Below are 14194 nucleotides of genomic sequence, written 5' to 3'. Positions count from 1 at the left end.
GGGGTGCCACCCCCCCCCGCGGGGCGCTTTTTTTCTTGTGGGTGGGGGGGGGGGGGGGGGGGGGGCCCCCCCCGGGGGCCCCCCCCCCCCCGCGGGGGGGGCCCACCGCCCGCGGCCACCTCACCCCTGTCATGGGGTTCGTCTGCCACTGCTGTTCACGCCGGCGCGGGAACACCGCTGGCCCCTTTTCACGACCTGCCGTGTGCGAGCCGACGGCTGTCATCGGCCGCAGAACGCCGCTGTCGCCACGCTGTCGCCGCAAGACAGGACGTGATGCCTGCTGTGTCACTACCCTTGGCGCCAGAAAGGACGGTGCGGGGTTGCGACTGCTGGGGGACGAGGCGGAGCCGGAACGTCAGGCCGGGCGCCCGAGGGTGTTTGTCTCCTACGCCTGCGAAGAGGACGACGGGCAGCGTCACACGGACCAGGTCCGGGAGTTGTGCCGCGTACTCCGGGATGCGGGGATCGAAGCCCGATGGGACGGCCCTGCGGCGGAAACCCCGCAGGACTGGGCGCGCTGGCGGCAACAGGAGTGCGAGGCAGCGGACTTCGTCGTGGTGATCGCCTCTCCCGCCTACAGACGCTACGTCGAGGACAGGCAGGTTGCCCGTGCGGGCATGGGCGTTCCGATCGAGGCAACACATCTGCAGCGGGAAGTCGACGAGAACCGCACGTGGTACGAGCGCATCCTTCGCGTGGTCCTGGCCGAGGGCAGCGTGGAAGACTTCCCGGACTTCCTGGGCGGCAAAACGGTGACGAGGTACGCCGTCGACACACTCACGGTCTCCGGCTGCGAAGAGCTTCTGCGCTACCTGCACAAGGCCCCGTGGGAGCTTGCACCGACCGTCGGCAGCAAGCCCGCGCTGCCGCCACGCGGGTGTGCGGACGAGCCTTCCGGCGGCCTGGACCGGCAGGCGTGGCAGGAACTCGCGCCGATCCTGTGTGACCTGCCCACGTCCCGGTGGGAGTGGTCCGACCAGGCCTTTCGCTGGTCCTTCGGCCCGCCGGGCAGCGCTGAGGCCGCCGCGGCCCCGTTCCCCGAGGACGACCTCGACCTGTACGCCTGGGCGCGTGCTCTCGCAGACTTCCATCACCGTCCGGGTTCGATCCCCAAGGTCGTGGCCTTCGCCCATGCGCTGGCCGCGGGCTTCGCCGCGGGCGAAGACCCCGGGGATCGCAAAATCGGCAGGGAACTCATCTCCTGGGTACGCCAGGTCGCGCTGCGCCATCGTCTTCCCGAGCTGCCCGCGCCGCCGGAGTTGGCGCCTGCGCACACCGTCATCACGATGCGGCTCGACCAGGATCCGCAGGACATCGACCACTTCTACGCGCAGGTCTGGATTCGCGCCCGGGGCTGGAGGCGCCTCGAGCCGAAGGACGACGCCTCCGGCCCCCGCCGCGTGACCCTGGACGAGGCCAGGGAGCTGCTGGAGGAATGCCTGCGGGAACTCTCGGCGCCGGGGGTGTCCGGCACGGGCCGGAGGCCCCCTCGGCTGCGCCGTATCGAGTTCGCCGTCCCGGACACGCTGCTCGAGGTCGGCTTCGACCAGTGGCGGCTGAAGCCCGGCCCTCATGTCCAGTGCCTGGGCAAGCGTTACGAGGTGGTGCTCCGCTGCCCGGACGCCCGCAGTCACGGCGACGCCGCATACCAGTGGTCGAGCCGCTGGACCTGGCTGACCCGGCAAGGAGGTGCCCATCACCGCGCCACGGTGTGGCTGGACAGCGAGGACCTCGCGAGAGCGGAGGACCTCATGTACGAGTGGTGCGAGGCGCAGTACCCCGTATGCGTGGCCGTGTCCGCCACACCGGCCGGGCAGGGATGGCGCGCGGCACTGGAAGCCGGAGTGCCGGTCATCCTGTGGCAGCGCGACGGGCCTGCCGCAAGCTCCCCGCCGGTGCAACTGAGGGATGTGCTGCCGGTCAACGACGTCACGCTGCTTCCCCGCATGGTCAAGAAGCTGCGGATGAAGGGGGACCCCGCCGTTGCCGCCAGCGTGGTTCTGCTCTGGGACGACCCCGACCACGCTCTCGACAGCCAGACACTGACCGACGCGCACCTGACCGCTTGACGATGATCTGCTCTGCCGACGGGCGGAGCAGAGCGGAGGCTTTGATGAAGGACTGGTGGATCTACAAGGGTGACCGATCCACTGACCGGCTCGGACGGCTTGGGGCGCACCGGCCGCCATGGCGGTCCTTCGACGGTGACATCGACGAGCGCTACCAGGTGCCCTCGCTGGACGACGACCGGTACCGGTCCGATCGCGAACGCGGAGCCGGGTACATCGTCGACGAGAGGGAGGCCGAACTGGTCAACTCCGCCCTCTATCTGCGCCGTCCGCTTCTGGTCACCGGAGTCCCCGGCGTCGGGAAGTCGACGCTGGCCTACAGCATCGCGCAGGATCTCGGCCTGGGCCCGGTCCTGCGTTGGCCCATCACCAGCAGGACGACATTGCGCGACGGTCTGTACCGCTACGACGCCATCCGGCGGCTCGAGGACGCCAATCTCAAGCGACTGGAGGACCCGGCCGCCACCGCCGTTCCCGCCGTCACCGCATCGCCCGGCGAAGCCATCGGAAAGTACCTGCAACTGGGGCCGCTCGGCTCGGCGTTCATTCCCACCGAGCGACCGCGTGTCCTGCTCATCGACGAAATCGACAAGGGCGACCTCGACCTGCCCGGCGACCTTCTCACCGTCCTGGACGAAGGCCGGTTCGACATCCCCGAGCTCGCCCGCCTCGCCGAGCACACGCCGACCGTGGCCGTCGGAACGGACGACCGGGGAGGCAAGGCGCGGATCACCGCAGGCCGCGTGTCCTGCCGTGCCTTCCCCATCGTCGTGCTGACCAGCAACGGCGAGAGAGAGTTCCCGCCCGCCTTTCTGCGCCGTTGCATCAGGCTCACCATCACCAGCCCGAGCAGGGAAAAACTGCTCTACATCATCGAACAGCGCATCGGCCGTGAAGCGGCTGCCGCCGCCGACGGCGAGAACGGCATCATCTCCGCCTTCCTCAAACGTCGCGCGACAGGGGCACTGGCGACGGACCAACTGCTCAACGCGATCCAGCTCCGCCTTGCAGGAGCCTGGACCGCCCCCGAAGACCTCGGCCGTCTCACGGACGCGACCATGCACGTTCTGAGCGGACCCGACGCGACATGATCTCCCACCTCGTCAATCTGCTCCAGGAAGGCGGAGTCGGCGACCCGGGACCCGAAGAACTGGCGGACATCCTGTGGCTCGCCCAGGAGATCCTGCCGCCAGGCCCCGCCACAGAGGACTACGGACCCCCGCTCGACACCGCGACCTCCGCCGAGAACGGACAGGACGCCCCCGCCGAGACCGCCGTGCCGCCGACCGCTTCGGCCACCGGGACCACACCGTCCCACCAGGGAGCCGGTCCGTCGATCCACCCCGGCGGCGGCCACACCCCGCCCTTTGACGGCCCCGGCTCCGGCGCGCCCGTCCTCGTACCCGCCGAGACCGCTCTGCCGCACACCCTGGCCCTGACGCAATCGCTCAGGGCCCTCTCCCGCAAGGTCCCGTCCGACACGGACTTCGAACTCGACGAAGAGGCCACGGTCACCCGGCTGGCCGACGAGGGCATCCTGGTACCGGTCCTGCGCCCGGAGCCGACCCGCTGGCTGAGCCTGGCGCTGGTCGTCGACACCAGCCCTTCGATGGCCCTGTGGCAGGACGAGGTCCACGAAGTCCACGAAAGCCTCACCCGACTCGGAGCGTTCCGCGACATCCGCCGCTGGCATCTGTCGCCACGTGACGGCGGGTCCGCCATCGAGCTGCACACCTCCCCTTCCGTGGTACGAGCTCCACGGCACCCCCGGGAAGTCACCGTCCCGGGGGGACGTCAACTCGTCATCGTTCTCAGCGACATGGTCGGGGCCGTCTGGCGCACCGGTGCCGCCGGCCGGCTCCTGCTGGACTGGGCACGGCACTCCCAGGTGGCCGTGACCCACCTCCTTCCCGCTTCCTTCTGGCGGCGGAGCGGCGTCGTGCCGCAACCGGCCTCCCTGCACATTCCGGAGCCGGGGATGCCGAACAGCCAGTGGAGATTCGTCCTTCCGCGAAACCACGGCCCGGGGCCGGGATCGCACATCCCGATTCCCGTACTCGAACTGGAACCCCAACCCCTGCGGGCCTGGGCCGAGATGACTGCCGGAAGCGGCCGATGGACCGCCACGGCGGCGCTCTGTCTCGCACAACGCCCGGCGCGCAGAGGCCCGAACACCACAGCCTCTGCCCGGCCTCGCACCGCCGACGCGCGAGAATCCGTCACTGCCGAGGAGGCGATCCACCGCTTCCGAGTCTCCTCCTCCCCTCAGTCCTGGCGCCTCGCCGGTTACCTCTCCGCACTGTCGACCGTGACTCTTCCGGTGGCCCGCCTCGTACAACGGGCCATGCTGCCCGGATCGTCCCGTGGCGATCTGGCCGAGGTCCTCCTGGGCGGGCTCGTCCGCCGGTCCGACGTACCGACCGAGACGGCCGCCTCCGATGCCTCCGGACTCCTCCGCTTCGAATTTCCGGCGGAGATAGGGAACGCGCTCCGGTACGCCCAGCGCGACAGCGAGGTCCGCACGGTTCAGGCGCTCGTCCGTGACCATGTGTCCGCGCGCCTGGAGACACGCTACGGAAGGCCGCGCACGTTCACGGCGGTCCTCACCGGCGTACCGCGGCCGGAGGCGACCGTCCGAGCGGCGGGGAAAGCGTTCGCCAGGCCGTCCCCGGCTGCCGTGGAGGGGCTGGGTCACCGCGCGGCTGCCGGGACAGGCATTGATCCTCGGCAGCGGGAAGGAATCTTCATCAGCTATGCCGGGACGGACCGCGCCTGGGCCGAATGGGTCGCCTGGCACCTGGCGGAAGCCGGTCACCAGGTGATGCTGGACGTATGGGACCGGCGCGTGGGCGACGACTTAGTACTGCGCATGAACCAGGCGCTGGAGAACGCCACGGCCGTGGTGGCTCTCTTCTCCCACTCCTACTTCCAGTGGGTGGATGGGGCCTCGGGCGAGTTGATCCATGTCCTTGCCCGCAAGCGCCGCTTCATTCCGTTCGCCGTCGAACCCCTGGCCGCCGCCGACATTCCTCCCGTGCTTCACGCTCTCCTCAGGAAGGACCTCCACGGGCTGGACGAGGCCACCGCCCGCGCCTCGCTGATCGAGGCCGTCGAGGGCGTTTCGCCGCCGACCTCCGCCCCCGCCTTCCCGGGTTCCCCTGCGAGCGAGCCCCGGCGTCCGGACACCGCCGGACTACCCACCGTGTGGAACGTCCGACGCCGCAATCCGGACTTCACCGGCCGCGCGGACGTGCTCGTCAAGATCCGTGAGACCCTGCTGAGCGACGGTCGATCGTGCGTTCAGGCCCTGCAGGGCATGGGGGGCCTGGGCAAGACTCAGATCGTGCTGGAATACGCTCACCGCTTCGCCGGCCAGTACGACACCGTGTGGTGGATCGATGCCGAGCAGGCCGATGTGCTACCCGTCTGCTACGCCGAACTGGCCGAACGGCTGGGCGTCGCCAGGGTCGGCGCAAGCGCCGAACACAACGCACGCATCGCTCTGGAAGAACTCCGCACCCGTGACCGATGGCTGATCATCCTCGACAATGCCGACCAGCCCCGCGCCGTCGAACCGTGGCTGCCCTCCGGTCCCGGGCATGTTCTCATCACTTCCCGGGCCCCTGATTGGCAGGACGTCGCCCCCGCCACCCGCATCGATGTCTTCACCCGCGCCGACTCCCTGGCGTACCTCACCGCCCGGCTGCCCGATCTCGCCCCCGAGCAGGGCGACGCCCTCGCCACCGCCCTCGGCGACCTGCCCCTCGCCCTCGCACAGGCCGCCGGTGTCCTGTCCAGTGGCATGACGCCCGACCGCTACCTCAGACTCCTCACCACCGAGACCAGCCGCATCCTGCAGGAAGGCAGTCCCGCCGCCTACCCCCACTCCCTTGCTGCCACGGTCAACCTCGCCGTCACCCGCCTGGCCACGACTCACCCTGAGGCGGTGGCTCTGCTCCGCCTCTCCGCGTTCCTCGGCCCCGAGCCCGTCCCCGCAGCCTGGTTCGAAACCGCCCGCCCGCGGCTCGCCACGATCCCGAGTGGTTCCGACAACCTGGTGTGGCCGCACTCCGGCCTCTCGTCACTGGCCCGCTCCGGCCTCGCACGCGTCGACCGCGGGTCCTTTCAGATCCACCGCCTCACCCAAGCCATCCTCCGCGACCGTACGACCGAGGACGAGGCAGCGGCGATTCGCGAGGACGTGAACTCCCTTCTGGACGCTGTCTGTCCCGGTGACCCTGACCTCCCGGCCTACTGGCCCGATTGGGCAGCCTTCACACCCCACCTGATCGCGTCCAGCCGGACGGCTGTCGACCGACCCGGGGAACGGCAGATGCTGTTGCAGGCCACGCGGTATTTGCTGAAGAGCGGTCAACCGGCCGCGGCGGCCGATCTCGCCTCTCGCCGGCGCGAGGTCTGGGCCGAGGCACTCGGGGCGGACCATCCAGCCGCCCTCAGTTGTGCGCAGCTCCACGGAGACGCCCTGGCCGATCTCGGCGACTACGCGCACGCCCGGGGCATCGTCGAGGACACCCTGGCACGTCGTCAGCGGGTGCTGGGCGAGGACCACCCCGACACCCTCCATTCGGCCGGCCGCCTCGGCGCCACCCTGAACAGCCTCGGCGCATGGGCCGAAGCACGCAGGATCCACGAGGACACCCTCGCCCGCTACCGCCGCGTGCTCGGCGACGACCACCCGGACACCCTCCGCGCCGCCCACGACCTCGCCAACGTCTGCAACGCCCTCGGCGACTACAACGATGCACGCAGAATTCACGAGGACACCCTCGCCCGCTACCGCCGCGTGCTCGGCGACGACCACCCGGACACCCTCCGCGCCACTGTCGGATTGGCCGGCGTCCGCTACGCCCTCGGCGACTACAACGATGCACGCAGGATCTACGAGGACACCCTCGCCCGCTACCGCCGCGTGCTCGGCGACGACCACCCGGACACCCTCCGCGCCGCCCACGACCTCGCGGTGACCCTGCTGACCATCGAGGTCACCACGGACTCGCACGCATCCGAACCCACCCGGACCCTCGCCGCCGCGCTCAGCGTTTTCGGCCAGTACCTCGAAGCACGCAGGCTCCAGGAGGATCCGCTCCATGTCTCCCACGACCTGCCGGAAGAAGACCGCACAACCCCGGATTCCGCCCGCAGTGGCGCCCTCGCGGACGCCCGCACGCTGCAGGAGGACACCCTCGCCCGCTACCGCCGCGTGCTCGGCGACGACCACCCGGACACCCTCCGCGCCGCCCACGGCCTCGCAATGATCCTGCGCACCCTGCGTGAGTACGCTGCGGCGGCACAGCTGCTCGAGGACAGCCGCGTCCGGAGCAACCGCGCACTGGGCGATGACCACCTGCTCACCACGCGTATCACTCAGACCCTTGCGCAGACACTCATGGCCATGGGCAGAGCGTTCGAAGCACAGCGGCTGCTGAGCTCCAAGACGCGCCGCAAGGGCCGCCCGAGGAGGTGATCTCCGGCGCGGAACGAGGCAACTGCGCCGCGGAGAACGGCGGATTCAGCGGTCACCACAGGCGTTGCTCCAGTCGCGAGGCCCGCACCGGGAGGCGCGGCGGTTCCATGAGTCATGACCGGCTGCCGAACTTCTCGGTCCGCTGGTTCCCGTCGCCGATCCGGACTGCTGCGGGACCGGTGACGGTTCCGTACCGCCCCCTCACCTCGACGCTCGGTCCGGCCCGGAACCGGCCGGCTCCACAGTGCCTCCCCGGGGCTGAAGCCGAGGGCGGGGGCCGAGCGGAGGCTCGATCTCGTACGGCTGGCCGGTGAGGTACCGCAGGAGCTCCTCGGCACCGGCCGCCGTCAGCGGGTCGACGGCGTAGTGGGTAACGGTGTGGCCTCCGAGGAATGAGGGCAGGTCCTCACGGCTGCCGCCCGGAAGGTTCGCACGCAGGATGCGCCGGTACCAACCGTCGGGGGCGCGGTAGACCTCGTCCCTGAGCAGACGGGCCTCCCAAGCCACCCCCTCCCCGACGCCGGGAACCTCATTGCCCTCGGCCCGGCGCTTGTAAGCGGGGGAAGCGACCACCAGGACGAAGTCCGCCGCCTCGTATTCGCGCTGCATCCACAGGGCCCAGTCCTGCGGCCGCTCTGCGGCCGGCCGGTCCAGCCGCGCATCAATGCCGTTTTCTCGCAGCAGCAACCACAGGGTGCGGACCTGCTCCGAATGGACGCCACCGTCGTCCTCATGCGCATAGGAGATGAACACCCGTACTTCCGGCTGAGGTTGCACGTCGCATGGCCGCGTCTCGGTCGTCACAGGGCCGATTCTTCCCGATGCCGGGCCACGGTGGGGCAGGGTCCGGCACCTCGGCGCGAACCCGTTCCGCCGCAGCACGTACGATCCGCCAACCCTCGACCGCGCCCAGGCAGTGCGCTCACCGCAGGTGCGCTGACCTGCGGGCATGTGAGGCGGCAGACGAGTCGGGCTGTACGCCGGGTTCTGTCACCCGAGAGCCTCGCGGCTCCTGGGGAGACGGCCATCCATCTAGGGCCGGCGTTGCCGCCGGCCTCGTGCGGTCTACCCGCGGACTCGGGCGGGCAGCCCTCGATCGTCCGCGCAGGGCCGCCTTGCGGCGACCCCTCTTGACCTTGCTCCAGGTGGGGTTTACCTAGCCGCCTGAGTCACCTCAGGCGCTGGTGGTCTCTTACACCACCGTTTCACCCTTACCGAGGACCGAGGTCCTCGGCGGTCTGTTTTCTGTGGCACTGTCCCGCGGGTCACCCCGGGTGGGCGTTACCCACCACCTTGCCGTGTGGAGCCCGGACGTTCCTCGGGAAGATCCAGTGGATCTTCACGCGGCCGTCCGCCCGGCTCGTCTGCCGTGATGACCATGCTACCTGCCCCGATGGGGCGGCTCAGACGAAGGCGTCGGTCTCCAGGTCGAAGGCGAACGGCTCGGGGAGAGACACGGTCTTCCCGAAAGGGAAGGTGCACAGCTGCCGGTGGTCACCGCCCTCGGGCTCGCTGAAGAGCGTGAGGGAGGACGCATCGCGGTCGACGAGCAGGTGAAGAGGGACGCCGCCGCGCGCATGGCAGCGACGCCTGGTTTCACGGTCGATGTTCGCCGGGGTGGAGGTCGCTTCCATGACCCCTCCCTTGACCTTGCCGCAGCGTCAGGGTTTCTACTGAGGGCCATGAAGATCGGAGAGATCGCCGCGCTGGTCGGGGTCACCCCACGTACCGTGCGCCACTACCACCATCTCGGCCTGCTGCCCGAGCCCGAGCGGCTGCCCAACGGCTACCGCGACTACGGGCTCCGGCACGCTGTCACCCTCGCCCGGATCCGCCGGCTCACCGAGCTCGGGCTCGGGCTGGGTGAGGTGCGCGACGTCCTCGCCGACGACGCGGGGCGGGAGCTGTCCGAGGTGCTGGAGGAACTGGACGTCGATCTTGCGCGGCAGGAGGCGGCCATCGCCGACCGGCGGGCCCGGCTCGCGGTGCTGAGGAAGCAGGCACGCGAGGGGCGGCTGCCGTCCGAAGGGCCCGTGTCGCCGGAGCTGACCGGGCTGTTCGGTGCGTTCGCCCCCAGTGACTCCCCCATGGCGGCCAAGGACCGCGAGCATCTGGCGCTCCTCGACTCGCTGGTGGAGCCGGAGCAGCGCGAGGAGCTGTACGCGGCGCTGCGGCCGTTCGCAGAGGACCCCGGCTTTGCCGGGCACGTACAGGAGTTGTACGAGCGACTGGACGATCTGACCGATGCCCAGGTCGACGATCCGCGCATCGGACCGCTCGCGGGCGATCTCGCCGCGAGCATGCCGGAGGCGATGATCGCGCTGATGGGTGAGGGGCTGCACGAGACGGACAGCCCGTTCGGTGAGGCCTTCCTCGCCGACTTCGCACCCGCCCAGGCCGCCGTGGTGCGGCAGATGCTGACGGCGCTCTCGGCTCGCGCCCGGGGGCGGCGGTGAGGGCCGCCCGGCTGGCCCTGTGGGGGCTGCTGCCCGCCGAGCTCGTGCCGGCGTTCCTGCTGGTGGCGGGGATTCCTGTACCGCCCGTCGCCGTCGCCGTCGCCGAGGCGCTCATCCTGGCCGTGCTGGTGCTCGAGCTGTCCGTACTGCTTCGGCTGTACGCGGCCGCCCGCCGCGCCGGCGCAGTACCGCGCGATGCCCTGCTCGGGGCCGTACGCGACCTGGTGCCGACCGTGCTCGCCAGGCTCGTCGTGCACGAGCTGCGCGCGATGCACAGCCTGGGGCTCTGGCTGGCACGACGGCGGAACGGCGTACCGCCCGGCGCGCACCCGGCGGCGTACACCGGACCGCAGACCGCGCTGATGTACGGAATGATCTTCGTATCGGTCATCGAGACGGTCGCGCTGGCGTTCCTGATCCCCTGGCCGCTGGTGCACGCCATCACGCTGGTGATCGATGTGTACGGGGTGCTGCTGCTCGTCGCCATGCAGGCGGCCTGTGTCACCCGGCCCCATGTCGTGGGCGCGGACGGGTCACTGCGGATCCGGTACGGGGCCCTGTTCGACCTGCGGATAGCGGCGGACGAGATCGTGCGGGCGCGGGTGGAACGGCGGTATCCCGACGGGCGGTTGGTGACGCTGCGCGAGGACGGGGTCCTGGAGGTGATCGTCGCGGGTCAGACGACGGTGGCCGTCGATCTGACCGGGCCGCTCGCCTTCGTACGGCCGCTGGGCCGTCGCGGCACGGCGCACACGGTCAGATTCCACGCGGACGACCCGAAGGCGGTGGTGGCTGCGCTCATGTCGGCGGTGGGCAGGCGGGCCCCAGGCGCGAGCGGATCGGCGGCGGGCCCGACAGCCGCGGGCACAACGACAGCTGGCACCCCGACCGGGCTCACGTCCGCCCCGGAGAACCCCGCCCGGGAGCCGGCCTGACCCGACCGTCTACGCGGGAGCGAACACCACCTTCGCCCGGCCCGGGTCGGCCTGCGTGAGCCGGACCCGCAGCCGCTCCCCCAGCGGAAGCGCGCCGTCGGCACTCTCGATCCTGGCGACCACCGCCGGGTCCTCCAGGTGGACGGTGCCGACCGTCGGTTCCTGCTCCTTCACATCCACCACGACCGCGTCGAAGACCTCGCCGACCCGCTCGCGCAGCAGCGCCGCCTCGACGATGTCGACGCACTCCCGTTCCACCGTGTTCGCGCGCCGCGAGCCCTCCGCCATCTCCTTCGGCAGCGCGTCCAGCGCCGCGCTCACCCACTCGGGCGGCTGCTGCCCGGCCACCGCCGCCACGCACAGCTCGCCCGCGTAGCGGTCCACGAGCCGGCGCAGCGGCGCGGTGCAGTGGGTGTACTCGTCCGCCACGGCCGCATGGACCGCGGGCGTCGGAAGCTGCCCGCCCCTGAAGGCGGTGTACCCGGCGCCGCGCAGCAGTGTCGTGCACTCCTGCAGGAAGGCGGCGTGGCGGGCGTTGTGCGGGTCGAGGGAACGCACCAGCTGCGCGTACGACACATGGTGCGGCCAGTCGATGTGCAGCGCCTTGGCCGAACGGTGCAGTCGGGCCACCGCGCCGTCGGGGGCAGTGGGCAGCGTGCGCAGGATGCCGGTGCCCGCCTCGATCATCAGGTCGGCCGCGGCCATGCCCGAGAGCAGGGAGATCTGGGCGTTCCAGGCTTCGACGGGAAGCGGGACGCGGTAGGCGAGGGCGTACGGGCTGCCTTTGCCCCCCGCGCTGGCGGACCCCTGCTCGACGATCTCCTGCTCGGGGACGTTCAGGGAGATGCCGCCGCGTTCGACCTCCAGCGCCTCCCGCAGCTGTCCGATGTCCTTCAGGAGCGCGAGAGGCTCCTCGGCGGTGCCTTCGTCGATCTGCCGCTGCGCGCCTGCGTAGTCGAGTTTGGCCCGGCTGCGCACCAGTGCGCGCCGCACGTCGGTCGAGGTGACCCGTCCCTCGGCGTCGAGGTCGATCCGCCACAGCAGCGCGGGCGCGGTCTGGTCGGGCAGCAGGCTGGCCGCGCCCTCGGACAGCTGCGGCGGATGCAGGGGGACCTTCTCGTCCGGGAAGTAGAGCGTCTGCACCCGGCGGTGGGCCTCGGCGTCGAGCGCGCCGCCGGACGTGACGAAGGCGGCCACGTCGGCGATGGCGTAGTGGACCCGCAATCCGCCTCCCTCGCGGCGGGCGAGATGCATAGCCTGGTCGAGGTCGACGGAGGTGGGCGGGTCGATGGTGAAGAAGGGGATGTCGGTGGCGTCGTGGTCCGGCAGCCGCGGGGACCGGGCGGCCGACTCCGCCTCCGCGAGCACGTCGGCCGGGAAGTCGACGGGCACGTCGAGCGACGCACGCAGCTCACGCAGGGCCGCGTGCAGCCGAGCGTCGGCCGCGCCCGGCCTGCGCATGGTCATGTGCAGATGGCGGCGGGGCATGGACCGAGCGTATGGCGCGGGGAGGGTGGCGGCACTTTGTAGGCTGGCGCCGGGGGCCGCACCCCCGCCCCCGTACGTACGAAGGAGACTTGCCGTGCTCGTGCTGTTGCCGCCGTCGGAGGGTAAGGCCGCCTCCGGGCGTGGTGCTCCGCTCAAGCCGGAGTCGCTGTCGCTGCCGGGTCTGGCCGAGGCGCGTGCCGCGGTGCTGGACGAGTTGGTGGAGCTGTGCGCCGCGGACGAGGCGAAGGCGCAGGAGGTGCTCGGGCTCAGCGACGGCCTGCGCGGCGAGATCGCGAAGAACGTGGAACTGCGGACGGCGGGGACCCGGCCGGCCGGGGAGATCTATACGGGGGTGCTGTACGACGCCCTGGGGCTGGCGACCCTGGACCCGGCCGCACGCCGGCGGGCCCGGCAGTCGTTGCTGGTCTTCTCCGGGCTGTGGGGCGCGGTGGGGGTGGGTGACCGCATTCCGTCGTACCGCTGCTCGATGGGGGTGAAGCTGCCGGGACTCGGCGCGCTCGGGGCGCACTGGCGGCGGTCGATGGACGCGGTCCTGCCGGAGGAGGCCGGCGACGGGCTCGTACTGGACCTGCGGTCGTCGGCGTACGCGGCGGCGTGGAAGCCGAAGGGCGAGGTCGCGCGGCGTACGGCGTCGGTGCGGGTGCTGCACGCACAGATGGTCGACGGGGTCGAGAAGCGGTCGGTGGTGAGCCACTTCAACAAGGCGACCAAGGGGCGGATCGTACGGAGCCTGCTGGAGACGGGCGGCGCGCCGAAGTCGCCGGGTGAGCTGGTGGAGGCGCTGCGGGGCCTCGGGTACGTGGTGGAGGCCGAGGCTCCGGCGCGGGCCGGGAAGGCGTGGGCGCTGGATGTGGTGGTGACGGAGATCCACTGAGCTGTTGCACATACTGCAACACTCATTGCAGCGCGCATGGCGGTTCGGCAGGATGGCCGCCATGGTCTCCGTGCTCGACCTCGCCCGCGTCGTCCCCGTCGTCGTGATCGACGACGCCGCCGATGCCGTACCGCTCGCGCGTGCCCTGGTTGCGGGCGGCCTGCCCGCGATCGAGGTCACGCTGCGGACACCGGCCGCGCCGGACGCGATCCGGGCGATCGCCGCCGAGGTGCCGGACGCCGTCGTCGGAGCGGGCACGGTGATCTCGGCGCACGGAGTGGACTCGGCCGTGGGCGCCGGGGCACGGTTCCTGGTCAGCCCCGGCTGGACCGATGCGCTGCTCGCGGCCATGCGGGCGTCCGGGGTCCCGTATCTGCCCGGGGTGTCGACGACCTCGGAGGTCGTGGCGCTGCTGGAGCGCGGCGTGCCGGAGATGAAGTTCTTCCCGGCCGAGGCGGCGGGCGGGACGGCCTACCTCGAATCCCTTGCCGGGCCGCTGCCCCAGGCCCGGTTCTGCCCGACCGGCGGGATCTCGCTCGCCTCGGCCCCTGCGTATCTGGCGCTGCCGAACGTGGGGTGCGTGGGTGGCACCTGGATGCTGCCCGCGGACGCTGTCGCGGCCAAGGACTGGAATCGGGTCGAGTCCCTTGCACGAGAGGCGGCGGCGCTGCTCAGCTGAAGCGGGCGGAGTTTCCCCCACCCCGCCCCCTACGCCCGGCGACGTGCTGGGACCCCCGCTTCCCCATCACGGGGCTGCGCCCCGGACCCCCGCGATCTGCGGGCGTTGACGCCACCGCACCGACCGAGTGGCAGCTTCCGCCGCACCACCGTGCGTCCCCGCCCATCCCCCGTGGGGCACGGGGAGC

9 protein-coding genes, 1 other RNA gene and 1 pseudogene are annotated in these 14194 nt (G+C 71.2%); 7 read left to right on the top strand and 4 right to left on the bottom strand.

Annotation, left to right across the window (positions count from 1 at the left end):
- The first annotated feature begins 320 nt into the window (after positions 1–320).
- From ACFYWI_RS27350 to fxsT, 3 genes are read left to right on the top strand one after another with little or no spacing between them, the layout of a single operon-like run.
- Positions 321–2069: a hypothetical protein gene (locus tag ACFYWI_RS27350; RefSeq protein ID WP_389237487.1), complete on the top strand. Its 1749-nt coding sequence runs from the start codon at positions 321–323 to the stop codon at positions 2067–2069.
- A gap of 44 nt (positions 2070–2113) precedes the next feature.
- Positions 2114–3160 carry an AAA family ATPase gene (locus ACFYWI_RS27345; RefSeq protein WP_389237485.1) on the top strand — a complete coding sequence of 349 codons (1047 nt, stop codon included), beginning with the start codon at positions 2114–2116 and terminating at the stop codon, positions 3158–3160.
- Positions 3157–7554: an FxSxx-COOH system tetratricopeptide repeat protein gene (fxsT, locus tag ACFYWI_RS27340; protein ID WP_389237483.1), complete on the top strand. Its 4398-nt coding sequence runs from the start codon at positions 3157–3159 to the stop codon at positions 7552–7554. The genes ACFYWI_RS27345 and fxsT overlap by 4 nt, the downstream gene beginning before the upstream one ends.
- A gap of 201 nt (positions 7555–7755) precedes the next feature.
- On the opposite strand, the gene ACFYWI_RS27335 is transcribed toward fxsT, so the two are convergent.
- The 3 genes and pseudogenes from ACFYWI_RS27335 to ACFYWI_RS27325 form a co-directional block, all read right to left on the bottom strand.
- The gene (locus ACFYWI_RS27335; RefSeq protein WP_389237480.1) at positions 7756–8358 is read right to left on the bottom strand and encodes a toll/interleukin-1 receptor domain-containing protein; all 603 of its coding nucleotides are present in this window, start codon (positions 8356–8358) and stop codon (positions 7756–7758) included.
- Positions 8359–8514: 156 nt separating this feature from the next.
- Positions 8515–8917: RNase P RNA component class A (gene rnpB / locus ACFYWI_RS27330), an RNA gene on the bottom strand.
- 40 nt (positions 8918–8957) lie between these two features.
- A pseudogene (locus tag ACFYWI_RS27325) lies at positions 8958–9191 on the bottom strand (Uma2 family endonuclease); the annotation flags it as partial.
- A 45-nt stretch (positions 9192–9236) separates the two neighbouring features.
- On the opposite strand from ACFYWI_RS27325, the gene ACFYWI_RS27320 reads away from it, so the two are divergent.
- Together ACFYWI_RS27320 and ACFYWI_RS27315 are read left to right on the top strand one after the other, a co-directional pair.
- A complete protein-coding gene (locus ACFYWI_RS27320; protein ID WP_389237478.1) occupies positions 9237–10010 on the top strand; it encodes a MerR family transcriptional regulator in 774 nt (257 codons plus the stop codon).
- Positions 10007–10945: a hypothetical protein gene (locus tag ACFYWI_RS27315; RefSeq protein ID WP_389237476.1), complete on the top strand. Its 939-nt coding sequence runs from the start codon at positions 10007–10009 to the stop codon at positions 10943–10945. The genes ACFYWI_RS27320 and ACFYWI_RS27315 overlap by 4 nt, the downstream gene beginning before the upstream one ends.
- Before the next feature lie 9 nt (positions 10946–10954).
- On the opposite strand, the gene ACFYWI_RS27310 is transcribed toward ACFYWI_RS27315, so the two are convergent.
- A complete protein-coding gene (locus tag ACFYWI_RS27310) occupies positions 10955–12433 on the bottom strand; it encodes an RNB domain-containing ribonuclease (RefSeq protein WP_389237474.1) in 1479 nt (492 codons plus the stop codon).
- Positions 12434–12527: 94 nt separating this feature from the next.
- Here ACFYWI_RS27310 and yaaA point away from each other — a divergent pair, with 94 nt between their 5' ends.
- Positions 12528–13328 carry a peroxide stress protein YaaA gene (gene yaaA / locus ACFYWI_RS27305; protein ID WP_389237472.1) on the top strand — a complete coding sequence of 267 codons (801 nt, stop codon included), beginning with the start codon at positions 12528–12530 and terminating at the stop codon, positions 13326–13328.
- Between the two features lie 61 nt (positions 13329–13389).
- Complete coding sequence (gene eda / locus ACFYWI_RS27300) at positions 13390–14007, top strand: bifunctional 4-hydroxy-2-oxoglutarate aldolase/2-dehydro-3-deoxy-phosphogluconate aldolase (protein WP_389237470.1); 618 nt, start codon at positions 13390–13392, stop codon at positions 14005–14007.
- Positions 14008–14194 lie beyond the last annotated feature (187 nt).

It is taken from the genome of Streptomyces sp. NPDC002889, from assembly GCF_042888425.1.
Classification (GTDB): Bacteria; Actinomycetota; Actinomycetes; order Streptomycetales; family Streptomycetaceae; genus Streptomyces.
The sequence above is the reverse complement of the archived record's forward strand: the minus strand, read 5'-3'. Positions and strand labels throughout refer to the sequence as shown.